The following is a 24,886-nucleotide window of genomic DNA, read 5'->3' as shown; positions in this document are numbered from 1 at the left end:
ATCTCATTTCTTATAGTTTGGTTTTTGATCAACAATTAATTGATTGAATTGTAAATAGTTTTTATAACGACTTTCTAGTATTTCTCCTTGCTCTAGCGCTGCCTTAACTGCACATTTAGGTTCTTTAATGTGCAGGCAGCCTCTGAACTTGCAGCCCACGGATAATTCATTTAATTCTGGAAATAATTTTGGTAGTTCTTCTTTTGACATATCAAACAAGTCAAAAGATGAAAATCCTGGTGTATCAGCAATCAATCCACCGGCAATAGGCATCAAGGTTACTTTACGCGTTGTATGCTTCCCACGATGTAACGCCTTTGATATTTCAGCCGTCTGCAATTCTAGTTCCGGCATAATCTTATTTAATAATGTTGATTTACCGGCCCCAGTCTGCCCCATCACAACTGCGATTTTACCTGGAAAAGTATCTTGTAACGATTTAACCACATCATCCTCATTTTCACCAAAAGGAAAGAATGTCGGGTAAATCTTGCCATATGCTTCAATAATGTCACTTAATTCTGTCACTTTTCCCTCGGGAATAAGATCACCCTTTGAAAAGTATAAAACGGGTCTAACATGGTGCGATTCCAACATAATTAGTTGTCTATCTAACAAATTACTCGAAAATGCTGGTTCAACACACGATGTCACAACAATTGCTTCATCAATATTAGCAACGGGTGGACGAATCAAACTGTTCTCCCGTTCATGAATACTAAGAATGTAGCCTTCTTTTTTATTTTCAGCTTTAAAGTCAACCCAATCGCCAACTAACGGAGCCTGATTTGAATTTCTAAAATTACCTCGAGCTCTTGTTCGATAAGTTTCACCGTCAACATCAACGTCATAAAATCCACTTAGCGATTGTCTAATCTGACCTGTTACCAATAAATCAACCTCCTCTAGACAACATAATGTAATCGTTTTATATTGCTAACTAAAAAATTAGGTAAAAAGTTACCTTCTACCTAATTTTACCACATCTTTTATTTAATTCTTAGTGACATTACCATTTTCCGCAATTACTTTATCATCACGTAAAATTTTGTACTTACCTGATTTACCGGAATCTACAATAAATGATAATTTAAAATCAGTATCTTTCGTAATCGTTTTTCGCTCATACAGTGTGTCAATGTTATGTGTCTTATCTTCAATATAGACTTCAATAACATTTTCGTCCGTTTTTGATTCTGAAGAACTCGAGCTGGAGTTTGAACTCTCATCTGACGAATCCTCTTTGTCTTTGTCGGATGAGCTTGAGCTTTCCATAACCATTGATTTAAACGGAACCGTTACAGTTCTTGTGAATTCATCCGTTGTCTCTTTTTTTCCTTTAGAGATAGTGACGGATAGACTACCACCTTTAGACATATTCGAACCCGCCGTTGGAGATTGTTTAACAACTTGCCCCTTTTCAACTGAATTTGAATAAGCCTCACTGATTGATAATCTAGCACCAATTTCAGTAGCGTAATCTTGAACACTCTTTATCGTGTAACCAGATAAATCTCTAAGTGTAAACATTTCAGGTCCTGAACTAACGGTTAACGTTATCACAGTATCACTTGGTACCACTTTATCGCCTGCCGAAATGTCTTGTTCCATTATTTCATTTTCAGTTACGGAGTCCGAGTGTTGTGTCTCTTTTTCAACAGTAAATCCATCTTTTTCCAGTGTTGATTTAACGTCGGAATAGGTACTACCAACATAATTTTCCACCGTAATTTTAGATTTCCCTTTTGACACAATCACATCAACTTTATTTTCTTCGCGAATTGTTTCATTCTTTTTAGGCGCAGAGTTAATAATATCCCCACTAGAAACAGTTTCGCTATTAGTTCGAGTAACTTTACCTAATTTTAAATTTTTATCTGCCAAACTTGATTTAGCTTCACTAATTGTCATCCCGCTTAGGTCGGGTACCTTAACTTCTTTGGGCGAACTGGTAGCAACGACAACCCCACCGACAATAAGCATCAGTAAAGCAACCATAATAACGCCAATAGTCCATTTTTTACGGCGACTCATTTTTTTCTTTTTATCTGCCGTTACTTCCGGTTCTTTAGTCGTGTTTGATACTTCCGCAGCGTTCTTATCAAGTACCGGTAATACCTTCGTTTCACCGCTAACTAATACTTCAGGATGCCATTTTTCTGCATTCTTTTGCGATAAAGATTTACTTAATGCAATTGACATCTCTTCAGCAGATTGAAATCTATCTTGTGGGACCTTACTTGTTGCTTGTAGGACTATATTTTCAAGTGATTGTGGAATATTAGGATCAAATTCACGAACGGAAGGAACTTCACTTTGGAAATGCTTCAAGGCAATCGAAACGGCTGTCTCACCTTCAAAAGGAACCTTTCCTGTTAACATTTCATACAAAATGATACCAAGTGAATAAATATCAGAACGTTTCGTTGCCATGCTACCTCTGGCTTGCTCTGGTGATAAATAGTGAACAGAACCTAATAAGGTGTTCGTTTGCGTCAAGGAATGATCAGCTAACGCCACCGCAATTCCAAAATCGGTAATTTTAGCATTACCTTCCTCATCAATTAAAATGTTTTGTGGTTTTAAATCACGATGAATAATGTTATGATCATGCGCCACTTCAACAGCCGATAATATTTGAGTCATAATATCAATAACGACTTGGTATGGAATTGGAAATTGTTTTGTGATATACGTTTTCAAATCGTATCCCGCCACATATTCCATCACCATATACTGGAATCCATCAACTTCACCAACATCATAGACGCTCACAATATTAGGATGGACTAATTCAGTTGTCGCCAAAGCTTCTCGTTTAAAACGACGGATGGTATCTTGATCATCCCTCAAATCAACTCGTAAAACCTTTACTGCTACTGGTCGATCTAATATTAAATCAGTTGCAAGATAAACGTTTGCCATACCGCCTTCACCCAGCGATTTAATTATTCTGTAACGCTCATTAAATATCATGTCAGGTTTCATTTTACCGTCCTCCGTCGATTATCATTAACTAGGAGAACTGTGATATTGTCTAATCCACCTGCTTTGTTTGCCATTTGAATAAGTTCTTCACATTTTTCTTCAAGACTTTTTGGATTTTCCAAAACGGCTTTCATCTCACTGTCAGAAACCATATTGGTCAGGCCATCCGTACATAAAACTAATAAGTCACCCGGTTCAGAATCATTAACCGCAATATCAGCATCAGCATCTGAAGAAATTCCTAAACTTCTCGTAATCATATTTTTTTGAGGATAATTTTTAGCATCTTCCGCTGATAATTCTCCACGTTTAATTAATTCGTTAACTAATGAGTGGTCTTCAGTCAATTGGTAAAACTGTCCGGCACGCAATAGATAACCCCTACTATCTCCAATGTTGGCAACAATAAACTTGTCCTCAAAAAAGACGGCACATACCATCGTTGTCCCCATACCAGAAAGATCTTCATATTGATTAGATTTTTCAATAATCTTTTTATTTTCCATCTCTACTTCTTTAGTGATCCATTTAATTGCGTCACTAGGTTCACCAAAGTCTGTTTCCTCAAACCGAAATCCCATGTGTGAAACGGCCATTTTCGAAGCAACATCTCCGCCCAAATGCCCGCCAATACCATCTGCGACCATCACGAAAGAAATATCACTCTTGTTTTTAAAAACGCCAACATAGTCCTCGTTATTTTCTCTAACACTACCTACATCTGTTTGATAGGCAACCTTCATACTTACACCTCGAATTTAAAGTTGTTTTTCTAAACATGTAATGAAGAAACCATCTGAATGATAGTCATCCGGATAAATGGTTAATTCTTTGTCGTCTCGATCTTCCTTCAACGCTAAAGCCGTTGGCGTTTCAATCACTTTGAATTCAGGATGTGTTTCAACAAATTGTTTAACAACATCTTTATTTTCAATATCCAAAATAGTACATGTACTGTAAGTTAAGCGACCACCGTTCTTTAAAGTTGGTGCCACTTTGTCTAAAATAGCTAATTGAATTTTTTGTAGATTATTTGAATCAGCCAATGTCTTCTCATATTTAATCTCCGGTTTACGACGTAATAGGCCAATTCCGGAACAAGGTGCATCAACAAGAATAGAATCAAAATACTCATTATCAAATTCTTCTGAAATTAAACGTGCATCTAAAACCATTTCTTCTACAACACTAGATAAGCCTAATCTTCGAGCATTATCACCAATTAATTTAACTTTATGCGCATGAATGTCTAATCCAACAACCTCTCCAAATAGAGATTCATCTAAAAATGATGCAATATGCGTTGTTTTTCCACCAGGTGCAGCACAGGCATCCAAAACTTTATCGCCCGGTTGAATATTCATTGCGTCAGCAACTAACATTGCACTTTCATCTTGAATTGTGATTAAGCCATCGTGGTACACGCCACTGTCGGGAGCAAATCCATTAGTCACTAATAAGCCAACTGGTGAAACCTGACTACGCTTAACATCAAAGCCTTCTGCTTCCATTTTTTCAATCACTTCTTCAACTGTTGCTTTAGTTGTATTCACTCTGACGGATTGATCAGGTGCCTCATTAATTGAAGCCAACATATGGGTCGTTTTCTCCAACCCAACTTGTTTAATTAATTCATTAACCAACCAAACAGGCGTGCTGCTCTCAATACTCAAACGTTCAATATCATCTTTAATGTCAGAAATTGGGCGGATACCTTCTCGCTCAATGGCATGTAAAACACCCGTTACGAATTTACGTGTTCCCGCATGACCTTTTCTCTTTGCAATTTCAATTGATTCATTAAAAATTGCTCGAGTTGGAATTTTATCGAGGTAATGCATTTGATAAATGGCACTCAATAATAATTCTTGAACCCAATTATCCATTTTTGCAGGATTCTTAACAAATGGTGCCAACCAGTATTCCAAGGTTAGTCGTCTCTGGATAACGCCATAAACCAGTTGTGTTAATAAATGCGCATCGCGAACTTCCATATGGTTATTTTTGATTACTTGATTCAATGCAATATTCGAATATGTTCCTTGTTTAGCAACTCTCGTTAAAAGATCAACTGCTAAGAATCGGGGCGTTGTTTTTAAATCAGTTTTCATACATCAATCACCTGTTGTCCTTCTTTTATTCCTTGCCCACTACCATTTAGATAGTCAACAATGGTTTGTTTCGATTTACCATTGGGTTGGAGTTCGTTAACTGCTAACACCGTTCCATTACCACACGCGATTTTAAGCAATTTCTTAGCTACTTCAACGACTTGACCAGCCGCCAATTCAGTTTTTTCGTCTAAAACAGTAACATCCCAAAATTTAGTTCTTTTACCTTTCAAAATCGTATATGCGCCAGGTACTGGTCTTAAACTACGAATTTTCCAGTCAATTTCTTTAGCCGTCTTTGTGAAATCAAGTGCCTCTTCTTCTGGTTTAATTGTAGGAGAGAAAGTAACCTCATCTTCATTTTGTGGTATCGATTCACTCGTCCCATTAACCAATTTTGGTAATGCTTCTAAAAGTAACTCTTTACCCAATAAACTTAATTTTTCAAACATTGAACCAGAATCATCATTATCTTCAATTTTGATAGCTCGACGACTAATAATATTTCCCGCATCCATTTGTTTAACCATGTAAATAATAGTGATACCTGTTTCTTGCTCACCATTCATAATAGCATATTGAATAGGTGCGCCTCCGCGATATTTAGGTAATAGTGACCCATGGACATTAATGGCACCAATTTGAGCAGCCGCTAATAATTTTGTTGGTAAAAATTGTCCAAATGCTGCTGTTACTAAAAAGTCTGGTTTCATCGCAATAACTTCGGCCATTTCGTCACTACCACTTAATTTTTCTGGCTGTAACACTTTAATACCGTGTTTAACTGCTACTTGCTTCACTGGTGACTGAGTCAAAACCCGTTTACGACCAACCATCCGATCCGGTTGAGTCATAACAGCTTTCACGTCGTACCCATTTTCTATTAAGCTTTCTAAAATTGGTGCTGAAAATTCTGGTGTTCCCATAAATACAATTGACGTCATAGTTTCTCCTTAACCTAAATAAAGTTTACTGGTTCAGAATCAATTGTTAATCTTAAGCCTTTACGAACTTCGGCTTGTGATTTTGTCATTAATTCTCTTAATCGTTCTTTTAACTGTTCTTCTGATTTATATTTAATAACGACTTGATAATAAAATCGATTATTAACTCGCATAATTGATTTTGGCGTCGGACCAAGAATAATCGCTTTATCCGACAACGCCGGTTTCAAAAACTGAACGGCCTCCAACATTTTCTTAGCCGCTCCCGCTTCATCCGTGTAGCTCGCAGTAAGCTGGATAGTGTAGTAATATGGCGGATAATTTTCCATGTGTCGAATAGCCATTTCTTTTCTGTAGAACGATTCATAATCATGATGTTTGGCATATTGAATGGCATAATGATCCGGATTAAAGGTTTGAACAACGACCTGCCCTTCCTTATCAGCCCGACCTGCCCGACCACTCACCTGCGTTAATAATTGGAAGGTTCGTTCACTTGACCTGAAATCCGGTAGACTGAGTGCCGTATCAGCATTTAGCACGCCGACTAACGTTACATCAGGAAAATCGAGCCCTTTTGCAATCATTTGTGTTCCTAATAGAATATCGGCTTCTTTAGCACCAAATTTAGCCAGAATTTTTTCATGGGCGCCTTTTTTACGTGTTGTATCGACATCCATTCGTAAAATTCTAGCTTCTGGATATAAGGTTTTGAGTTCTTCTTCAACTTTTTGTGTACCCGTACCATAATATCTTATTTTACGGCTATGACAATTGGGGCAAATCTTAGGAATTCCCTCCTCATGACCACAATAATGACATTTCATCGTATGCGTATCCATATGCAATGTCAAAGAGGTATCACAGTTAGGACAAGGTAAAACAAATCCGCAATCTCTGCACATAACAAAAGATGAAAACCCACGACGATTTAACATTAAAACAGTTTGTTCTTTTTTTTCAAGTCGTTTGGTAATTTCATTCCTAAGTGGTTCAGAAAAATTACTTTCACCCGTATTTTTCATTTCTTCTCTCATATCGACTAGCGTCACTTCAGGCATCGGTTGACCATTAATACGTTGTGGTAATTGTAGCCACTCGTACACACCCTTTTGAGCTCTAGCACGAGATTCGAGTGACGGTGTTGCGCTTCCTAATATTACGGGACAATGGTGTCTCTGACTTCTCCAAAGAACAATATCCCTTGCATGATATCTTGGTGTCTCTTCTTGTTTGTAACTTGATTCATGTTCTTCATCCACAATAATAATGCCAATATTATCTAGAGGTGCAAAAACAGCTGAGCGCGCACCAACAACAACTTGGGCCTCTTTACGTTCAATTCGGCGCCACTCATCATATCGTTCACCATCAGACAGTCCACTATGCAAAACAGCAACTAAATCACCAAAACGAGACTTAACCCGTTTCACCATTTGCGGTGTCAGAGCAATTTCCGGAACAAGCATTAACGCCGTTTTACCAAGTTCCAATGCCTTCGCAATAGTCTGTAAATAAACTTCCGTTTTACCACTACCGGTGACCCCTTGAAGTAAGAAAGTTTTATTTATTTCATTTTTAATTGCCTCATCAACAGCTGTTACTGCAATATCTTGATCAGGTGTCAGTTTCTGCATACCAGTTGATTCAATAACTGTATCTTTATAAGGATCTCGGTAAACTTCTGTCTCAATTTTTTTGAGCCAGCCATTTTTTTCCCCAGACGTGATTGTTGCTGTTGTGATACCTATTTCTTTAACAACCTGTTTTTGCGGTATCAAATTATTTTCGTTTTCCGTCAATGACTGGAGATAATTTACTAATAAATGCTGTTGTTTAGCATTTTTACGTAAACCATTTTTAATATCTTCATAAGCTTCAAATCCAAGTTCAGGTTGAATAGAAAGTTGCATCTTAAATTTTGCTTTGTTACCAACTTCATAAATTAGTTCAGCTTTTCCAGCTTTCGTAAGTTGCAACAACTCTTTCATTAATTCCGCATCCATGTGTTCTGAATCAAATTCAATCGAATCGTTACCTTGAAATAATTTATCTTGTAGACTCTCATCTATTTCGTCAATTAACTGAATTCTTTTTTTATACGTGGCACGCATAACACTTGGCAATACCATTTGTAAGGCAGTAATTCGAAATGAGAAGGTTTCATTAGCTATCCATGCGGATAAATCTAATAGTTCGGTATTCACAACAGGTTTGAGATCTACAACTGATTGAATGGCCTTCACGTCACCATCAAACTGATTGTTATCAATAATTTCAATTACAAATCCTTGAACAAGTCGTTTTCCATTACCAAACGGAACAACAACGCGCATACCAATTTCAATCTGATGCGTTAATAATTCAGGAATTGAATAGGTATATGGCTGGTCCGTTTGCATCGTAGGAACATCAACAATAATTTTTGCAAACTGTGTCATACCAAAACCTCCTTTCTTTTAATTAACTGCTTATTTTTTTAAATCACTAATAACAACATTGAGTAGCTCCCCGGCAATTTGTTTTTTACTTGTTTGCTTGATAAAAATATTTTCCATCTGCGGTCTAAGTAACGTCACTTCGTTTTCATTACTATTAAACCCGATTGCGGCATTCGAGACATCATTTAATACTAATAAATTTAAATTTTTCTTTTCTAATTTTTCTTGCGCATTTATTAATCCGTTTTGAGTTTCAGCTGCAAATCCAACTAAATATTGATTTTGCTTAATTTTACCTAACTGTTTTAAAATATCTGGATTTTTTTCCAAGGTTAGTGTCAACGTATCTTCGTCTTTTTTAATTTTCTGGTCCGCTACGTTCTGAACCCGATAATCTGAGACTGCAGCTGCCATAATTAAAATATTTTGTTCAGCGAAGCGGCGAGTAATTGCTTCAGATAATTCTATGGCAGTTTTAACCCGAATAGTTGTGATACCAACTGGATCTGGTAATTTACTTACCCCACTAACTAAGGTAACGTTAGCGCCCAATTTTTGAGCTTCAATAGCAATCGCGAACCCCATCTTACCTGAAGAGTCGTTACCAATAAACCGAACTGGGTCAATTCTTTCCTGAGTACCACCGGCGGTAACTAAAATATTTTTACCTTTTAATGGTTTATCTTTGTCGCTAAAATTAGCATTAACAACCGCCATGATTGTCTCCAATTCTGGGAATCGGCCCTTACCTGAATAACCTTCCGCTAAGAATCCGGTCTCTGGTTCAATAACCTGAACACTATCTTGTTCTAATAATCTAAGATTGCGTTGCATGGCTGGATTCATTAGCATGTGTTCATTCATTGCAGGCACAACAACTTTAGGCGCCTCAGTTGCTAATAGCGTCGTTGACGCGAAATCATCCGCAATTCCATTGGCCATCTTAGCAATCATATTTGCCGTTGCCGGTGCGACAACCAATAAGTCTGCCCAATCCGCAAATTCAATATGGGCAACATGTTCAGATTCTTTTTCTGAAAAGAGGTCAGTCAACACATTATTTTTACTTAATGTTTCAAAACTTAATGGTGTCACAAACTTAGTAGCCGCATTCGTCATGACAACTCTGACTTCTGCGCCTTGTTTAACCATTGATCGAACTAATCCTAAACTTTTATATGCCGCAATACCGCCCGTTACAATAAGACCGATTTTTTTATTTTCTAATGTCATTTCATGTTACCCCCATATCGAATTTATATTAATTTCTATTGTATCAATTTTCTACGAAATAAAATAGGAGCTAGGACAATTAGCTTGTCTTAACTCCCTTTCATTTAATTGAATTAACGAATGTCTTCTTTTTCAACTGGATCAATAATTAAATCACCTGTAACGACTTCTTCCAAAGCACGTCCAACGTTTTTAATTGATTTATAACTTGAGAGCATTGGTAAAGCGCCCGCATCTAATTCATGGGCACGTTTACTTGCTAACATAATTAATGAGTATCTTGAATCTACTTGCTTTAATAAGTCATCGACTGAAGGATATAAAATCATTTAAATACATCTCCTAATTGTTTTCTATAGTCAGGTAAGAATCGTTTTACACGCCAACGTTCAGCTTTTATAATTGTTTGAATTTTCTCAACAGCATCATTTATTTCATCATTAACAACCGCGTAGTCATAATTCTGCATCATATCAATCTCGCCAATGGCTTTTGTCATTCGTTTATCAATTGTTGCAGAATCGTCTGTCCCACGTCCCGTAATTCTCTGTCTTAATTCCATTAAATCAGGTGGTGTTAAGAAAATAAATAACCCGTCAGAAATTTTTTCTCGAACTTGCATAGCACCTTGTACTTCAATTTCAAGAAAGACATCTTGACCAGCGTCAAGCATCTTATTTACATATTTTAACGGTGTTCCATAGTAATTGTCAACATACTTGGCATATTCTAACATACCGCCCGTTGAAATTTCGTTCTCAAATTCTTCTTTTGACACAAAATGATAGTCAACACCATCAACTTCGCCCTCTCGCATTTTACGAGTGGTCATTGAAATCGAATAAAGAAATTTATTGTCATCTTGATCAAAAATCGCTTTTCTTACGGTTCCTTTACCGACCCCTGATGGACCAGATAGTACGATCAACATTCCACGATTAGCCATTAATTTTGTAAACTCCTCTAAGATAAGTATTAATAAATAGTATGCACTTTTTACATCGATTATTCAAGTCCTTTATCCGCTACAATGGGCTTTTACAAATTAACTTAAATTGATGCTTGCTTTATCGAACGTTTGTTCGTATAATGAAAATACAAACAAATGTTCGGGGAGGACTTTTATTATGCAAAATAAACAACAGACAACCATTCAAACAATTGGATCAACGCTCCAATACTCATATCACAAAATTTTTGATTTAGATGATTTCGTTTTAAAACCACAAATGCCTAAATTTCAGTTGGAACTCTTTACTGAGAAAGTTTTAGACATGAAGAAAACAATCATTTTACAGTTAAACCCTTCTGGATTCCAAAAAGAATTCCAAGAACTTCGTGGTACTTTATACAGACATCCCGTCTCAACTCAATTAATATTTAAAACGCAATATACTAACGTTACTTATTTGCTTAACGATGATCAACTTCGCTACATTGCTTTACTTGACTCCATATAAAAATGACCATTTTCTATTTAACTAGAAGATGGCCATTTTTTTATTTACGCTTAATTGTCGCTGGATCAAATTTTCTTTGGATAAGTGCCAAAATTGCATCGGCAATTACTGCCATTAGGGCAGTTGGTAATGCACCTGCTAAAATAATAGCAGCACCATCCGTAGCATTTGTTCCTCGAATAATAATATCTCCAAGACCACCTGCACCGATGAAAGAACCAATCGCCGTAATACCAATAGCAACGACTAACGCATTTCTAACGCCAGCCATAATAACTGATAATGATAATGGTAACTCAATCATATATAAAATTTGGAATCTTGTCATTCCCATCCCTTTACCGGAATCAAGTACCCCAGGATCAACATTAATCATCCCTGAATACGTATTTTTCAAGATAGGTAAAAGTGAGTATAAGGCAACCGTCACAATAACCGTATTAACACCCAAACCTAAACCCAACATAATAATAGATAACATTGCCAGGGAAGGAACAGTCTGGATGACATTTGCGGCACCAATGATAACATCACTTAATCTGTGATGCTTAGAAATAAATATTCCAATTGGGATACCAATAGCTGCAGCAATTAAAACACCGTATATTGATATTAAAAAATGTCGTGTGAATTCTTGTAAAACGTATAACCCATTATTACCAAAATAAGACATTAACTGATCAAAAGTATTCATAATTAATCACCCGCCTTTTCAAAGTAATGATGTTTCTCTAAGAATTGTTTTGCGACTACCGATGGCTCATAAAAATCATTATCAACTCTATAATTCAATGATTGCATCGTTGATAAATCAATTTTATTTGTGAGTCGATTAATCAGTGGCCCTAATTCTGGATGTTTTTTCAAAATAGAATTATTTGCGACTAGACTTGCCGTGTATGGTGGGAAAAATTGACGATCATCTTTTAATATTTTCAAATCGTAACTTTTAATTCGTCCATCCGTTGAGTAGCCCAGCACAACATCCATTTTACCTTTTGCAAGTGCGCTATAGACTAACCCAATCTGCATAGGATAAATATTTCCAAATTTAATATTGTATTCTTTTTGGAATCCATCGTACCCATCACCAATCCGACTAATCCAGTTAGCATCAACACCAACAGTTAATTCTGATTCAATTTTCTTTAAATCAGAAACTGTTTTTAAATTATATTTTTTAGCCGTTTCCTGAGTAACCATAAAGGCATACGTATCAGCAAAACCTAAGGTATCAAACCACTTCATTTGGAATCTATCTTCAAAGCCATCTTTAACCATCTTATTAGCCTTAACAGTATCTTTTACGACCGGTTTATTCAACACGGCGCTTAAATCAGTTCCCGTATAACGAGCTGATGATACATCTGCATCACCATTTTTAAGTGCATTGAAACTTAACGTACCAGAACCTAAGTTATTAATCAGTTCTACTTTATTATCTGATTCATGTTCAATCAATTGTTGCAGCATTGAACCAATAATTTGAGATTCTGTTGTTGATTGTGCCACAATTTTAATTGTTGACTGAGATCCACCTGTTAAACCAGGAAACCCACAACTCGATAAACTTACACCAACAAACAGAAGGCTTAAGCTAACAAGTATTTTTTTTATCGTTAATTTCATGTTAAAGCCCTCCTTAATTTCTGGTTGTTTTTGGTGTTAGTTTTTTTTCAACTTGTCCGAGTATAAAATCAACTAATAAAGCTAATAAAATAACCGGAATCGTTCCACCGAGAATTAATTTTGGTTGGTATAGGTTCAATCCATTAAAAATCATATCACCTAATCCGCCGGCACCAATGTATGAAGCCAACGTTGCCCAAGCAATGACATACGTCGCTGCCAACCGAATTCCTGACATAATAACTTGTGAAGCCATTACCAATTCAACTTGCATAATAGATTGTAAATTAGTCATTCCCATTCCTTTTGCGGCATCTTTCAACACCGGATCAACACCGTTAATCCCAATATACGTATTTCTCAAAATTGGTAATAATGAGTAAACAAATAATGCGATAACGGCTGGAAATTTACCAATTCCAAATAATGGAATCATCATGGCCAATAGAGCCAAGGCAGGGATTGTTTGCAACATACTCGCAATCGCAATTACAACACTTGCCGTTTTGGGCAATCTCGTTAACAGAACGCCTAACGGAACGGCTATGACAACTCCGAGGAACAGTGCCATCCCAGAAATTTCAATATGTTCCCATAATTTTGAGATAATCATCGCGCCATATTCTTGTAAAAATGAAGTCATTATTAACCCTCCTTCGTTGAACTTGGGTTATTCTCATTTGCAGTTTCAGTCGTTGTTCCTGACACCTCTTCATGTGGCGCACTATTTTCGTCACCCCAAAGTGCATCATAAACAATATCAACTAACGTTGCTCGGGTCACAATCCCGACCAAAATACCTTCTTTATTAATAACTGGCACGTTCTTAAAACCACGTTTTAAAATACGTTCAACGGTATCACGAACTAATGAATCTTCTTTTACATAAAAAATATCTTTGTTCATAATATCGCTAACACTACTTGACGTATTGAAATTATAATCTAAACTCTCAATATCAATATAACCTTTCAAAATGCCGGCATCATCAGTAACCAACAATGTATCAACTCGACGATCATGCATCAAACGAATAGCCGTTACTAATGATTTACCTGGCGTAATTGATACCGGATTAGCCAACATCACCTGTCCAACTGTTGTGATACTTGGACGCGCTTGAATCAATCTATCTTGTCCAATCAAGTTTTCAACAAATTTATTGGCCGGGTTTTTTAAAATGTTATCTGGCGTATCCGCTTGGACAATTTTCCCCTCAGACATAACAACGATACGTGTTGCCAATTTTAAAGCTTCATCCATATCATGTGTCACAAAAATAAATGTTTTACCTAAACGTTCTTGTAAATCCTTAACTAAATCTTGTAAAGCTTCTCTAGTAATCGGATCAAGCGCACCAAAAGGTTCATCCATTAGTATAATATCTTGATCAGCAGCTAGGGCACGGACAACCCCAATTCTTTGTTGTTGCCCACCTGAAAGTTCAGATGGATAACGGTCCAGATATGATTCTGGCAACTCAACTAATTCAATCATTTCTTTGGCACGTTCATTTCTTTTTTCTTCGGGCCATTTTAACAATTTTGGCACCAATGTTATGTTTTCACGAATCGTCATATGTGGCATTAATCCAATATTTTGAATAACGTAACCAATTTGACGACGTAATTTAACTGGATCCATTTTTGCGATATCTTTACCATCAATTGTGATTGTACCGGACGTTTGCGTCAACATCCGATTAATCATTCTCATTGTGGTGGTTTTACCCGAACCTGAAGTTCCAATAAAACAGATAAATTCGCCATCTTGAACTTCTAAATTAAAATTATCTACAGCCTTATTACCCTTATAAATTTTTGATATATTGTCAAACTTAAGCATATTAACACTCTCCTTTTTTATAACTAGTTATTACCCAGTTATAAAGTTACCTTGGTCTAATTATTTTTTTGGGCCATATTCAATAGCTCTTCGGCATGTTTAACCGTTAACTTAGTAATTTCAGAACCAGCCAACATGCGAGCAATCTCTTGAATTCGTTCTTCTTTAGACAATAACTTAATAGATGTTTCTGTGCGTTCACCAATAACTTCTTTGGATATAAAGTAATGGTGTTCACTAATCGCGGCTACCTGTGGCAGATGCGTAATACATAACACCTGTGAATTTTGAGCAATTTGACTAATTTTTTCGGCAATTGCTTGCGCAACACGACCGCTAACGCCCGTATCAACTTCATCAAATATGATACTCGTAACGCCTTGCGTCTTAGAGAAAATAGTCTTTAACGCTAACATCATTCGAGATAATTCGCCACCCGAAGCAATCTTAGCGAGCGGCCCCATTGTTTCCCCAACGTTTGTTTGAATATAAAATTCAACTTTATCTTGTCCGGAATTATTCAATTGACTTAACGTCTCAAATTTAACTTCAAAGATTGCCTTATCCATATAGAGCTCACTTAATTGCTTGTGTACCTCTTTTTGTAAAACAAGAGCCGCTTTTTTTCGCGTTTTAGTTAATTTATCAGCTATTTTTTGAGCTTCTTTTTTGGCCAAGTTAACCTGATTGTCTAAATTATCGGCTGTCCCTTCAGTCGCCTCCATTTCAAATAATTCTTCTGAAATGGTTTTTAAATATGTCAAAATTTTTTCAACGGAATCACCATATTTATGTTTTAACTGAACGATAATTTCGAGTCTATTTTCGATCTCGTTTAATCGTTGTTCGTCCCACTCTAAAGCATCCAATTGTCGTAACAAGTCACTGGAGGCATCTTGTAACATATAATAAGCTGATGACAAACGCTCCGCTAGCTCTTTGTATTCGCTATCCAAATTATCAATCTTTTGCATATTAGACATTGCCACACCAACACGATCAACTGTGTTCTCATCCTCACCCGATAATGCTTGGTAACTGGCATCCAACGATTGATTAATTGTTTGAAAGTTCTCTAATCGTTCCTTTTCGGCACTAAGTAGCTCTTCTTCATTTTCAATTAAATCAGCGCTCTCGATTTCATCTTTTTGGAAATGTAACATATCTAAGCGTTGTGCCCATTCATTTTGGTTCGTTTGTCGCTTAACTTGTAATTTGTGTAAGTTTTGATATTGTTCAAATGCATCTTGATACTTTGATGTCAATGTTTGAATATCATTTTTGATATATTCATCTAGCATGCCTAAATGTTTGTCTTGTTGCATTAATTCTTGATGTTCATTTTGACCATGAATATCAACCAATGTTTCACCGATTGATTTAAGCGTACTCGTATTGACCAACATCCCGTTGATACGACAGATGTTTTTTCCAGATCTATGTATTTCGCGTTGCAAAATAACAGAATTGTCATCATGTCCAATACCTAGTTGATCTAATTTTGTCAATGTATTTGACTGTTTCGCCGGAATAAATAGACCTTGCAGGACCATTTTTTTTGCGTCTTTTCTAATAAATTCTTGTGACCCTCTACCGCCTGATAGAAGACCTAATGCATCAATAATAATTGACTTTCCGGCACCCGTTTCACCCGTTAAAACAGTCATATTAGCCATAAAATCGATATTCAAAGAATCAATAATGGCAAAATCTTTGATTGTCAATTCTTGTAACATATGTTCACCCCTTTAAAATAAAAAAATCTGAAACAGAATGTCACAGATTTTTCGTTTGTTTATTCAATTACGATTTCATTTATGATTCTACTTAGTTTCAATGCGTCTTTATTTGAATGACAAATAATTAACGCCGAACCATCTCCACCTAAAGTCCCAAAAACAAATGAATAGTTCATTTGTTCAATTAACGATACGATTGCTGGCCCACTTCCCGGGGTCACCTTAATAAGACACATTTCATTTTGAACATCCGTTGAAATAAAAGCATCTTTTAACGTTTTTGTTAATTTTTTTTCTGTATTTAATTGTTTTTGAACAGGTAAGTTATAACTATAGGTCCCATCAGTAGCCGGAACTTTAATTAATTGCATTTCTTTAATATCTCTAGAAATTGTAGCCTGCGTGACGGTTATACCTTCTTTTTTTAGCAAAATAACAAAATCTTCTTGTTTATCAATATTATTTGCCTTCAATAATTCCCGGATATAACGTTGTCGTTCTTGCTTTTTCATTAAAGTCCCCCCAGCCCTTGACCCATTACTCATGCAGTAAGTATAACGTAATATTGATGATTATTAAAGAAATTCACTTCAAATCCTCATTTAACGGCATTCAAATTATCATATGCGTCAGCTAAGGTTGCATCAATACTAACCTTATTCATAATGACACCTTGTTCATTTGTCGCCGATTTTAAATGGATTAAAAATTCGATGTTACCTTCGCCACCCTTGATAGGCGAGTAACTTAGGTCCGCAACGTCAAACCCTGTTGTAACAGAGAATTGAACAATGTCTTCAAGAACTTTACGATGAATTTTTTCATCTCGTACAATCCCACGTTTTCCGACATTTTCTTTTCCGGCTTCAAATTGAGGTTTAATTAGTGCTACAACGTCCCCATTTTCAGTAATAATTTTCTTTAGAGCAGGTAAAATAAGATGTAATGAGATAAATGACACATCAATTGTCGCAAAATTAGGTTGTCCGGATTTAAAATCTTCTTTTTTACTATATCTAAAGTTGGTATTTTCCATAACCACAACCCTTGGATCTTGTCGTAATTTCCAAACAAGCTGGTTTGTACCAACGTCTAATGCATAACTTAATTTTGCCCCATTTTGTAAAGCAACATCAGTAAATCCGCCAGTTGATGACCCAATGTCTAAGACTGTTTTATCTTGAACCGTCGCATCAAAGACTTTAAGTGCCTTTTCTAATTTCAATCCACCACGACTCACATAAGGTAGTCTCTTCCCTTTAAAATGAAGTTCCGTTTCTACAGAAATTTTAACGCCTGGTTTATCCAAGCGTTCCTCATTTTCACCCAATATTTCACCGGCCATAACCGCGCGTTTAGCTTGTTCACGAGTTTCGAACAAGCCTTGTTGAACTAATAAAACATCAATACGTTCTTTTTTCATAAAGACTCCTAGTTTTTTAATTTAAAGTAGTGCAATAATTCTTCTAAGTACCCGGTTTCCAGGCCAGTTTTTTTGAGATTTTGAATGGCTACCTTGGCTTGATCAATTACATTTCTCAACGTGTCATAAGATTGATCCAATCCGATTAGTCCAGGATAGGTATTTTTATTTTCCTGATTATCTTTATGCACGGCCTTGCCCATTTCTTCAGAAGTTCCAACAACATCCATAATATCATCATAAATTTGGAACGCTAACCCAAATTGGCGACCATATTGAATGAGCTCTGCCTGTTGTTCGGTAGTTGCATTCCCAAGTATACCACCCGCATAAACCGCAAACTCAATTAAATCGCCCGTTTTACGTTTATGAACTCGTTTCAACTGCGTCAGTGATAACACTTGATGCTCACCTTCAATATCGGCTACTTGACCACCAACCATACCTTCTGGTCCGGCCAACTGAGCCAATCGAGACATAAGGGCCACTTTTTGTGCGTCGCCCACCACATCAGAACGACCAATCCACTCAAACGCTAACGTATTTAAGGCGTCTCCAGCCAAAATGGCCATACTCTCACCATAAACAATATGATTTGTTGGCTTTCCACGTCTCAAATCATCATTATCCATCGCGGGTAAATCGTCATGAATTAATGAATACGTGTGAATTAATTCTAACGCACCAGCCACCGAATAAACCCCGTTATCAATTTCATGATTAAACATCTGACAAATCACAAAAATTAATAACGGCCTCATCCTTTTTCCACCGGCCTCAACTGAATAAATCATTGATTCTTTTAAAGCTTTTTCAGTATCTAAATCCCGCAGGCGGCCAACTAATTCATGATTAAATTTTGGTAAAATCTCATCAGAAAAAGTGGTTAAACTAATCATTTTTTGCATCCTGCTCAAATGGAATTTCTTCGCCAGAATCATTCATTACGCTTGTTAATGTCTTTTCTGCATTTTCTAGCGTTTTTTGTAATTTTGAACTCAGTTTAACCCCATCTTGAAATTGCGTTAATGCTTTTTCCAAAGGGACATCTCCCTGTTCTAATTCCGTAACAATTTTTTCAAGTTCCACTAAGTTATCTTCAAATGTTGCTTTTTTTTCAGCCATCTAATGAGTCTCCTTTTCAATTTTTTCAATTTTCGCTTGCGCTTGCCCATCAGCAAGATGTAAGACAACTTTATCATCGACCTTCACCGATTCAACACTTTTAATAATGTTTTCATCCATGGAAACATAACTATACCCTCGGCCCATAATTTTCAATGGACTTAATAGGTCCAATGCACTTATTTTTTCTCCAACTTGTTGTTTCTTTGTTTCAAGTAGATAAGTCATTACTTGACGAAGCTGCTTATCTTGTTGCTGAACTTGGTCCTGTAATCGTTCCACTAGTTGTTGTGGATTTTGGTAACTCAACTGATTACGGACTTGTTCAAATTGTTGCTTTTTAACCATAATTGTTTGTTTAGTTATTTGTGTCAAACGTTGCGATAGATTATCTAAATTTTGCAGGTAACCTTCGTATAAACGATTAGGCTGCTGAAAAACGTAAGACTGTCTAATTTTATTTAATTGTTGTCTTCTTAAGTTCAATAAATTTTGCGTTACTTGTAACAATCTAACTTTCAATTGATTAATTTTGATTAACTCATCGGCGTAAACAGGAACAGCCAATTCTGCTGCAGCTGTTGGCGTCGCTGCTCGAACATCAGCAACTAAATCGGCAATTGTTGTATCCGTTTCATGTCCAACCGAAGATATAATTGGAATCTGGCTATCAAATATTGCGCGTGCGACTAGTTCTTCATTGAAGGGCCACAAATCTTCTATTGATCCCCCGCCTCGTCCAATGATAATTGTATCAAAATTGCCCAATTTATTAATTTGTTCCAAGCGTTTTATTAAGTCGCCGGCTGCTTTATCACCTTGCACAATAGCGGGAAATAAAACTAACTGAGCAATAGGGTAACGTCTGTTAACCGTTGTCATGATATCCTTGATGACTGCTCCCGATGGACTCGTTATAACCGCAATTCGTTTTGGGTATTTAACCAATGGTTGTTTTGGCGCCGAAAAAAGTCCCTCAGCTTGTAACTTATTTTTTAACTGTTCATAAGCCTGATATAAGGCCCCAACACCATCTGGCTCCATTCGATCAATATAAATCTGGTAGTTGCCAGTCGCTTCGTATAAAGATATACGACCCACAACTAACACTTTCATCCCGTCCTCAGGTTGAAATTTTATTTTATCAAAAGCTGAACGAAACATGATTGCACTAATCTTAGCATGATCATCTTTTAAGCTAAAATACTGGTGCGCATTAGGTCGAGGGCGTAAGTTTGAAATTTCACCAGTTAAATAAACGGTCCCGAGATAAGGATCGGCATCAAATTTTTTCTTCAGATATGTGGTTAACGATGTAACTGATAAATAATTTTCTTTATCCAATTCCAACACTCCGTTTTGTTAATTCAATTGTTTGTTCCATCAACATTGCAATCGTCATAGGTCCAACACCTTTTGGTACCGGTGTTAAATATCCAGCAACATCAGAAACATCTTTATCAACGTCCCCCGCCAATTTGCCACTATCCAGACGGTTCATGCCAACGTCTATTACAACGGCTCCCTGTTTTACATCCGCTTTTTTTATGAAGTTCGCTTGACCAATTGCAACGACTAGTATATCGGCCTGTTTAGTTATCTCCGACAAATTTTGCGTATGACTATGCGTAACGGTTACCGTAGCATTAGCATTCAAAAGCAGTGCTGCCATTGGTTTACCAACAATATTACTACGACCCACAACAACCGCATTTTTACCTTCTACGTCAATATCATATGCCGTAAACATTCTCATAATTCCCATTGGCGTACAAGGAATTGCTAATGGATCATTCATAACTAACCGACCAATATTAACCGGATGAAAGCCATCTACATCCTTTTCCGGTCTAATAGATTCAGTTATTTTCTTTTCATTTATTTGTTTTGGTAATGGTAATTGCACTAATATACCATGAACGTCGGGATTTTCATTATACTCACTAATGAGTGCTAATAAGTCCGATTCAGATGTTGAACTTGGTAATTTTGTGATGATTGATTTGATACCAATTGATTCAGCAACTCGATGTTTATTTTTAACGTAAATTTGACTTGCCTGGTCTTCTCCAACTACGATAACGACCAACGCAGGGATGACCCCTTTTTTCTTTAAATTTTCAATTTCGAATTTCAAGTTATCAGTAGTTGTTTGCGCTAATTCTTTACCATCAATTATTTTAACCATATTAGTACCTCTATTTCGTTTTTTACTTCTTATATTTTATCATATTTAAGACATTTATTTCTAAAAAAAAAGCGTTGCAAAAATGCAACACTTCTCAATTATCATTATTCATTTGTTTCTTCAGTTTCGGCTGGCATTTTTTCAACGACAGGATCTAACACACCGTTAATGAATTTTCTTGATTCATCATCGCTGAATTCTTTAGCAATCTCTAAAGCTTCATTCAAAGCAACCTTAGCTGGTACATCATCAATATAATTCATTTCATAGATGGCAAGTCTTAAAATGATTAAATCCGTATTATTCAAACGTGATAATTTCCAACGTGATGTTAGATTAGCCTCAATCACAGCATCTATCTCCGTTTGTTTGTCACTAACGCCTGATACTAATGCTTCTAAATATGGTGGAATAACTGCCGATTCTTCATCAGGAACTTCTAACAACTCACGATAAATAGCTTCTCTCTCAGCATCTGGGTTAGATTTTAACGCAAAAAGCGCTTGAAATGCTTTCTCACGAATTGCATGTCTAGTTAATATTACACTCACTAATTTTCACCATCTTTTTCTGAAAATAAATCGTCCGTATTCAGTTTGTCGACTTCCTTTTCAGGAATAACCCCTTCAACATGAACATTCACTTCAATAATTTCTAAACCTGTCATAAACAATAATTGTTGTTTGATCTTTTCCTGCATCATTAAGGCTACTTTAGGCACAGATACTCCATAGTCAAGGTAAACAAAGACATCAATATTTAATTGATCATTTGCCAAGTCTAATTTAACGCCCTTACCGAGTGATTTTTTACGACCAAATAGTTCAGTTAAATTTTTAGCAATTGTTCCTCGCATTGAGTAGACGCCATCAATTTGATTAGCGGCTATTCCAACAATAATTTCAATCACTTCAGGTGCAATCTTAATGTCACCTAAAGAAGGTTCAGTACTTTTTAAAACAATATTTGTTTCTTCAGCCATAGGTTTTTACCTCCATCGATTTATTGTGCTCTGGAAATGTATGTCCCATCTTGTGTATTAATAATTAACATTTCATCTTCATTAACAAAGAATGGCACTTGAACGACTAATCCTGTCTCAAGAACTGCTGGTTTAGTACCACCCGACTGTGTATTACCTTTAATACCAGCTTCGGTTGATGCCACTTTTAATTCAACCGTGTTAGGAACATCGACACCAATTGTTTCTGTTCCAAACATAATAACGTTAACCATCAAGTTCTCTTTTAAATAGTTCAACTGTTCGTGTACACGTTGTTCAGGTAATTCCAATTGTTCATATGTGTCCATATCCATAAACACGTAGTTACTACCATCCGCATAAAGATATTGCATTTTTTTGTTATCAATTTGTGCCTTTTGAACTTTTTCACCGGCACGGAATGTCTTTTCTTGTGCTGCGCCTGTACGGAGATTCTTTAATTTTGAACGGACAAAGGCTGAACCTTTACCTGGCTTAACATGTTGAAATTCAACAACACGCCATAAATCACCATCAACCTCGATCGTAACACCATTTTTAAATTCATTAACGGACATCATAAAGCAAATTCCTCCTAGTATCTCGTGTATCTCATAGTTCTAATAATAGCAATAATGAACATATAAAAGCAAGTTAAAGTCTATATTATCATTAATTTTTTATAAGAATCCGTTAACAATTGATGGCCATTTTCAACAACCAAAATATCGTCCTCAATTCGTACACCACCAAGTTTCGGTACATAAATACCTGGTTCAATTGTGATAACATCTCCGACCATTAAAACACCATTTTGGTCATTGATCCTGATATTAGGTAATTCGTGAATTGATAAGCCAATCCCGTGACCGATACCATGATTAAAGTAGTCACCATATCCGGCCTCCGCAATCATTTCATTCGCGACCCTTGCTAACTCACTCAATCTACATCCCGGTTTAATTAGCGAAATAACATGTTCCTGTGTCATTAATACGGTATCGTATATTTTTTTTAATTCATCAGATATCGATCCGATAGCAACGGTTCTGGTTACATCAGACGTGTACCCCTGATAATAATAACCAAAATCAATCGTAATTAAATCTTGCTTTTGAATTTTCCGATTTGAAACTGTCGCGTGTGGCCACGTTGAATGAATACCACTTGCCACAATTGTTTCAAATGATTCGTTTGACGCACCTAAACTCTTCAAGTAACTGTCTAATCGATTAGCGATTTCAATTTCTGTTTGCCCGATTTTTATTGTTCCAACAATGTAATCAAATGCTTCATCGGCCAGTTGTCCTGCCTTAACTAATTTTTCTTGTTCAAATTTGTCTTTAATACGTCGTAACTCCTCAACGATGTTAGTAAGTGATACTAAATCGCTAGTCAACTCTTCATCCAATTGCTCGTATTCTAAAAACGATATTGAAGACTCAAATCCCATGACGGTGAGTCCATTTTTTTCAATGATATCGGCTGCAACGCCCAGATAGTTCCGAGTAAATTCAATTTCAAATCTATTGTCGTAATCTTCTAACGCCAATTCGTATCTAAGATCAGTGATTATAAATTGTTGTTTGTCCGTAATTAATAATACACCGTCGCCTTCAAATCCACTCAGATAGTTTATATTTACGATATCAGTTACCAAAAATGAATCAATCGAGAGATTTTCAAACGTTGATCTTAATTGTTCAATTCTATTGATATTCATTTAAGTTCTCCTTTTTATGTACAAAAAAAGGAAATCTCTGTCATAAATGAAGAGATTTCCTTTAAATTATTATTATTCAGCTACAGGGTATACAGAGACTTGTTTCTTATCGCGGCCTTTACGTTCGAAACGAACGATACCATCGACTTTAGCAAACAAAGTATCATCTCCACCTTTACCAACGTTAACACCAGGATAAATACGTGTTCCACGTTGACGATAAAGAATTGAACCACCTGTTACTTCTTGTCCGTCAGCTCTCTTAGAACCTAAACGTCTACCGACAGAGTCACGACCATTAGAAGTAGAACCCCCACCTTTTTTATGTGAGAAAAATTGTAAATTCATTAACATAATCAATGCACCTCCTTGTTATAGTTTATTATTTAAGTGTTAATTCAATGTAATCTTGATAGTTTTGCTCAATTGACTGTAGTCCTAAGACTAAACTTTCTAAAAGCAATTGTCCGTTGGGATTGGTTAGCTCTGAATTCGGTAACTTAACTTTCATTAAGCCACCGTTTTCTTTGTCCATCTCAACCTCAGGGTCGATTTTAGCAATTTCGGTTAAACTGTTAACCGTATTAATGGTCAACACTGAAACCGCAGCACACACAATATCTTGACCATATTCACCAGAATCAGCATGCCCTGTTATTTCAAACGCATCGATGATTTTGGCATCTCTCCGGGAAACAACTGCACGTATCATACTAGTAACCTACTTTCAAAATTATGCGTTAATGGCATCAATAACAACCTTAGTATATGGTTGACGATGACCTTGTTTTGTATGAGAATGTTTCTTAGCCTTGTATTTGAAAGTAACAACTTTCTTTTCGCGGCCCTGCTTTTCAACAGTACCAGTTACTGTAGCACCTTTAACAAAAGGAGCACCAATAACGGTTTTTTCGCCACCAACTAAAACAATTTCATCAAATGTAACTTTTTCACCAGCTTCTGCTGATAATTTTTCAATGTAAATAGCTTCTCCGGCTTCAACTCTAAGTTGCTTGCCACCTGTTTTAATAATTGCGTACATGTGTATTACACCT

At 36.3% G+C, this 24,886-nt stretch carries 28 protein-coding genes; 1 reads left to right on the top strand and 27 read right to left on the bottom strand.

The window, feature by feature from the left end; translation table 11 throughout:
- Positions 1 to 3 precede the first annotated feature (3 nt).
- From rsgA to gmk, 9 genes are all read right to left on the bottom strand, one after another.
- The gene (rsgA, locus tag FC66_RS00715; RefSeq protein WP_057973451.1) at positions 4 to 891 is read right to left on the bottom strand and encodes a ribosome small subunit-dependent GTPase A; all 888 of its coding nucleotides are present in this window, start codon (positions 889 to 891) and stop codon (positions 4 to 6) included.
- 102 nt (positions 892 to 993) lie between these two features.
- Positions 994 to 2,988 (bottom strand): Stk1 family PASTA domain-containing Ser/Thr kinase, encoded by a 1,995-nt coding sequence (gene pknB, locus FC66_RS00710; RefSeq protein ID WP_057973450.1) that lies wholly within the window; start codon positions 2,986 to 2,988, stop codon positions 994 to 996.
- Positions 2,985 to 3,731 carry a Stp1/IreP family PP2C-type Ser/Thr phosphatase gene (locus tag FC66_RS00705; protein WP_057973449.1) on the bottom strand — a complete coding sequence of 249 codons (747 nt, stop codon included), beginning with the start codon at positions 3,729 to 3,731 and terminating at the stop codon, positions 2,985 to 2,987. Before FC66_RS00705 ends, pknB begins: the two co-directional genes overlap by 4 nt.
- Positions 3,732 to 3,746: 15 nt before the next feature.
- Positions 3,747 to 5,099: a 16S rRNA (cytosine(967)-C(5))-methyltransferase RsmB gene (rsmB, locus tag FC66_RS00700; RefSeq protein WP_057973448.1), complete on the bottom strand. Its 1,353-nt coding sequence runs from the start codon at positions 5,097 to 5,099 to the stop codon at positions 3,747 to 3,749.
- On the bottom strand, positions 5,096 to 6,043 hold the full coding sequence (gene fmt, locus FC66_RS00695; protein ID WP_057973447.1) for a methionyl-tRNA formyltransferase: 948 nt from the start codon (positions 6,041 to 6,043) through the stop codon (positions 5,096 to 5,098). Before fmt ends, rsmB begins: the two co-directional genes overlap by 4 nt.
- 14 nt (positions 6,044 to 6,057) lie before the next feature.
- The gene (gene priA / locus FC66_RS00690) at positions 6,058 to 8,484 is read right to left on the bottom strand and encodes a primosomal protein N' (protein ID WP_057973446.1); all 2,427 of its coding nucleotides are present in this window, start codon (positions 8,482 to 8,484) and stop codon (positions 6,058 to 6,060) included.
- 30 nt (positions 8,485 to 8,514) lie between these two features.
- Complete coding sequence (gene coaBC / locus FC66_RS00685; RefSeq protein WP_057973445.1) at positions 8,515 to 9,717, bottom strand: bifunctional phosphopantothenoylcysteine decarboxylase/phosphopantothenate--cysteine ligase CoaBC; 1,203 nt, start codon at positions 9,715 to 9,717, stop codon at positions 8,515 to 8,517.
- Positions 9,718 to 9,830: 113 nt separating this feature from the next.
- Complete coding sequence (rpoZ, locus tag FC66_RS00680) at positions 9,831 to 10,046, bottom strand: DNA-directed RNA polymerase subunit omega (RefSeq protein WP_057973444.1); 216 nt, start codon at positions 10,044 to 10,046, stop codon at positions 9,831 to 9,833.
- Positions 10,043 to 10,663 carry a guanylate kinase gene (gmk, locus tag FC66_RS00675; protein WP_057973443.1) on the bottom strand — a complete coding sequence of 207 codons (621 nt, stop codon included), beginning with the start codon at positions 10,661 to 10,663 and terminating at the stop codon, positions 10,043 to 10,045. The genes rpoZ and gmk overlap by 4 nt, the downstream gene beginning before the upstream one ends.
- 181 nt (positions 10,664 to 10,844) lie before the next feature.
- Here gmk and FC66_RS00670 point away from each other — a divergent pair, with 181 nt between their 5' ends.
- On the top strand, positions 10,845 to 11,177 hold the full coding sequence (locus FC66_RS00670) for a hypothetical protein (RefSeq protein ID WP_057973442.1): 333 nt from the start codon (positions 10,845 to 10,847) through the stop codon (positions 11,175 to 11,177).
- 40 nt (positions 11,178 to 11,217) lie between these two features.
- Here FC66_RS00670 and FC66_RS00665 read toward each other — a convergent pair whose 3' ends face one another.
- From FC66_RS00665 to rplU, 18 genes are all read right to left on the bottom strand, one after another.
- Positions 11,218 to 11,871, bottom strand: coding sequence for an ABC transporter permease (locus FC66_RS00665; RefSeq protein ID WP_057973441.1), 654 nt, complete (start codon positions 11,869 to 11,871; stop codon positions 11,218 to 11,220).
- Positions 11,872 to 11,873: 2 nt separating this feature from the next.
- The gene (locus tag FC66_RS00660) at positions 11,874 to 12,806 is read right to left on the bottom strand and encodes an osmoprotectant ABC transporter substrate-binding protein (RefSeq protein WP_057973440.1); all 933 of its coding nucleotides are present in this window, start codon (positions 12,804 to 12,806) and stop codon (positions 11,874 to 11,876) included.
- A 13-nt stretch (positions 12,807 to 12,819) separates the two neighbouring features.
- The gene (locus FC66_RS00655; RefSeq protein WP_057973439.1) at positions 12,820 to 13,449 is read right to left on the bottom strand and encodes an ABC transporter permease; all 630 of its coding nucleotides are present in this window, start codon (positions 13,447 to 13,449) and stop codon (positions 12,820 to 12,822) included.
- Positions 13,450 to 13,451: 2 nt separating this feature from the next.
- Positions 13,452 to 14,651, bottom strand: a complete 1,200-nt coding sequence (locus FC66_RS00650; RefSeq protein WP_057973438.1) for a betaine/proline/choline family ABC transporter ATP-binding protein — start codon at positions 14,649 to 14,651, stop codon at positions 13,452 to 13,454.
- Positions 14,652 to 14,707: 56 nt separating this feature from the next.
- A complete protein-coding gene (gene recN, locus FC66_RS00645) occupies positions 14,708 to 16,387 on the bottom strand; it encodes a DNA repair protein RecN (protein ID WP_057973437.1) in 1,680 nt (559 codons plus the stop codon).
- A gap of 59 nt (positions 16,388 to 16,446) precedes the next feature.
- Positions 16,447 to 16,902: an arginine repressor gene (locus FC66_RS00640; protein ID WP_057973436.1), complete on the bottom strand. Its 456-nt coding sequence runs from the start codon at positions 16,900 to 16,902 to the stop codon at positions 16,447 to 16,449.
- Positions 16,903 to 16,988: 86 nt separating this feature from the next.
- Positions 16,989 to 17,813, bottom strand: a complete 825-nt coding sequence (locus FC66_RS00635; RefSeq protein WP_057973435.1) for a TlyA family RNA methyltransferase — start codon at positions 17,811 to 17,813, stop codon at positions 16,989 to 16,991.
- A gap of 8 nt (positions 17,814 to 17,821) precedes the next feature.
- On the bottom strand, positions 17,822 to 18,712 hold the full coding sequence (locus FC66_RS00630) for a polyprenyl synthetase family protein (RefSeq protein ID WP_157051972.1): 891 nt from the start codon (positions 18,710 to 18,712) through the stop codon (positions 17,822 to 17,824).
- Positions 18,705 to 18,938 (bottom strand): exodeoxyribonuclease VII small subunit, encoded by a 234-nt coding sequence (locus FC66_RS00625; protein ID WP_057973433.1) that lies wholly within the window; start codon positions 18,936 to 18,938, stop codon positions 18,705 to 18,707. The genes FC66_RS00630 and FC66_RS00625 overlap by 8 nt, the downstream gene beginning before the upstream one ends.
- Positions 18,939 to 20,282 carry an exodeoxyribonuclease VII large subunit gene (gene xseA, locus FC66_RS00620; protein ID WP_057973432.1) on the bottom strand — a complete coding sequence of 448 codons (1,344 nt, stop codon included), beginning with the start codon at positions 20,280 to 20,282 and terminating at the stop codon, positions 18,939 to 18,941.
- A complete protein-coding gene (folD, locus tag FC66_RS00615; protein WP_057973431.1) occupies positions 20,275 to 21,126 on the bottom strand; it encodes a bifunctional methylenetetrahydrofolate dehydrogenase/methenyltetrahydrofolate cyclohydrolase FolD in 852 nt (283 codons plus the stop codon). The genes xseA and folD overlap by 8 nt, the downstream gene beginning before the upstream one ends.
- A gap of 104 nt (positions 21,127 to 21,230) precedes the next feature.
- Entirely contained in the window at positions 21,231 to 21,677 is a 447-nt protein-coding gene (gene nusB, locus FC66_RS00610; RefSeq protein WP_057973430.1) for a transcription antitermination factor NusB, read from the bottom strand.
- Complete coding sequence (locus FC66_RS00605) at positions 21,677 to 22,108, bottom strand: Asp23/Gls24 family envelope stress response protein (protein ID WP_057973429.1); 432 nt, start codon at positions 22,106 to 22,108, stop codon at positions 21,677 to 21,679. The genes nusB and FC66_RS00605 overlap by 1 nt, the downstream gene beginning before the upstream one ends.
- Before the next feature lie 20 nt (positions 22,109 to 22,128).
- Positions 22,129 to 22,689, bottom strand: coding sequence for an elongation factor P (gene efp / locus FC66_RS00600; RefSeq protein WP_057973428.1), 561 nt, complete (start codon positions 22,687 to 22,689; stop codon positions 22,129 to 22,131).
- Positions 22,690 to 22,769: 80 nt separating this feature from the next.
- Positions 22,770 to 23,831: a M24 family metallopeptidase gene (locus FC66_RS00595; RefSeq protein ID WP_057973427.1), complete on the bottom strand. Its 1,062-nt coding sequence runs from the start codon at positions 23,829 to 23,831 to the stop codon at positions 22,770 to 22,772.
- A 72-nt stretch (positions 23,832 to 23,903) separates the two neighbouring features.
- Positions 23,904 to 24,191, bottom strand: coding sequence for a 50S ribosomal protein L27 (rpmA, locus tag FC66_RS00590; RefSeq protein ID WP_083478911.1), 288 nt, complete (start codon positions 24,189 to 24,191; stop codon positions 23,904 to 23,906).
- A 22-nt stretch (positions 24,192 to 24,213) separates the two neighbouring features.
- Positions 24,214 to 24,543, bottom strand: a complete 330-nt coding sequence (locus FC66_RS00585; protein WP_057973425.1) for a ribosomal-processing cysteine protease Prp — start codon at positions 24,541 to 24,543, stop codon at positions 24,214 to 24,216.
- Positions 24,544 to 24,564: 21 nt separating this feature from the next.
- Entirely contained in the window at positions 24,565 to 24,873 is a 309-nt protein-coding gene (gene rplU / locus FC66_RS00580) for a 50S ribosomal protein L21 (protein ID WP_057973424.1), read from the bottom strand.
- Positions 24,874 to 24,886 lie beyond the last annotated feature (13 nt).

The organism is Dellaglioa algida DSM 15638, from assembly GCF_001434695.1.
GTDB classification, from domain to species: Bacteria; Bacillota; Bacilli; order Lactobacillales; family Lactobacillaceae; genus Dellaglioa; species Dellaglioa algida.
Note: the sequence above shows the minus strand (reverse complement) of the source record. Positions and strands in the feature narration are given on the sequence as shown.

What these genes read in the sequence shown, in the direction of transcription:
- FC66_RS00640 (WP_057973436.1), bottom strand. Translation starts at nt 16,902, where the DNA reads ATGAAAAAGCAAGAACGACAACGTTATATCCGGGAATTATTGAAGGCA.
- coaBC (WP_057973445.1), bottom strand. Translation starts at nt 9,717, where the DNA reads ATGACATTAGAAAATAAAAAAATCGGTCTTATTGTAACGGGCGGTATT.
- FC66_RS00625 (WP_057973433.1), bottom strand. Translation starts at nt 18,938, where the DNA reads ATGGCTGAAAAAAAAGCAACATTTGAAGATAACTTAGTGGAACTTGAA.
- FC66_RS00595 (WP_057973427.1), bottom strand. Translation starts at nt 23,831, where the DNA reads ATGAATATCAATAGAATTGAACAATTAAGATCAACGTTTGAAAATCTC.
- pknB (WP_057973450.1), bottom strand. Translation starts at nt 2,988, where the DNA reads ATGAAACCTGACATGATATTTAATGAGCGTTACAGAATAATTAAATCG.
- gmk (WP_057973443.1), bottom strand. Translation starts at nt 10,663, where the DNA reads ATGGCTAATCGTGGAATGTTGATCGTACTATCTGGTCCATCAGGGGTC.
- rplU (WP_057973424.1), bottom strand. Translation starts at nt 24,873, where the DNA reads ATGTACGCAATTATTAAAACAGGTGGCAAGCAACTTAGAGTTGAAGCC.
- efp (WP_057973428.1), bottom strand. Translation starts at nt 22,689, where the DNA reads ATGATGTCCGTTAATGAATTTAAAAATGGTGTTACGATCGAGGTTGAT.
- FC66_RS00650 (WP_057973438.1), bottom strand. Translation starts at nt 14,651, where the DNA reads ATGCTTAAGTTTGACAATATATCAAAAATTTATAAGGGTAATAAGGCT.
- rpoZ (WP_057973444.1), bottom strand. Translation starts at nt 10,046, where the DNA reads ATGATTTTATATCCTTCAGTCGATGACTTATTAAAGCAAGTAGATTCA.
- FC66_RS00670 (WP_057973442.1), top strand. Translation starts at nt 10,845, where the DNA reads ATGCAAAATAAACAACAGACAACCATTCAAACAATTGGATCAACGCTC.
- FC66_RS00630 (WP_157051972.1), bottom strand. Translation starts at nt 18,712, where the DNA reads ATGATTAGTTTAACCACTTTTTCTGATGAGATTTTACCAAAATTTAAT.
- FC66_RS00655 (WP_057973439.1), bottom strand. Translation starts at nt 13,449, where the DNA reads ATGACTTCATTTTTACAAGAATATGGCGCGATGATTATCTCAAAATTA.
- FC66_RS00705 (WP_057973449.1), bottom strand. Translation starts at nt 3,731, where the DNA reads ATGAAGGTTGCCTATCAAACAGATGTAGGTAGTGTTAGAGAAAATAAC.
- FC66_RS00605 (WP_057973429.1), bottom strand. Translation starts at nt 22,108, where the DNA reads ATGGCTGAAGAAACAAATATTGTTTTAAAAAGTACTGAACCTTCTTTA.
- FC66_RS00635 (WP_057973435.1), bottom strand. Translation starts at nt 17,813, where the DNA reads ATGAAAAAAGAACGTATTGATGTTTTATTAGTTCAACAAGGCTTGTTC.
- recN (WP_057973437.1), bottom strand. Translation starts at nt 16,387, where the DNA reads ATGTTACAAGAATTGACAATCAAAGATTTTGCCATTATTGATTCTTTG.
- folD (WP_057973431.1), bottom strand. Translation starts at nt 21,126, where the DNA reads ATGGTTAAAATAATTGATGGTAAAGAATTAGCGCAAACAACTACTGAT.
- FC66_RS00665 (WP_057973441.1), bottom strand. Translation starts at nt 11,871, where the DNA reads ATGAATACTTTTGATCAGTTAATGTCTTATTTTGGTAATAATGGGTTA.
- rsmB (WP_057973448.1), bottom strand. Translation starts at nt 5,099, where the DNA reads ATGAAAACTGATTTAAAAACAACGCCCCGATTCTTAGCAGTTGATCTT.
- FC66_RS00585 (WP_057973425.1), bottom strand. Translation starts at nt 24,543, where the DNA reads ATGATACGTGCAGTTGTTTCCCGGAGAGATGCCAAAATCATCGATGCG.
- fmt (WP_057973447.1), bottom strand. Translation starts at nt 6,043, where the DNA reads ATGACGTCAATTGTATTTATGGGAACACCAGAATTTTCAGCACCAATT.
- FC66_RS00660 (WP_057973440.1), bottom strand. Translation starts at nt 12,806, where the DNA reads ATGAAATTAACGATAAAAAAAATACTTGTTAGCTTAAGCCTTCTGTTT.
- priA (WP_057973446.1), bottom strand. Translation starts at nt 8,484, where the DNA reads ATGACACAGTTTGCAAAAATTATTGTTGATGTTCCTACGATGCAAACG.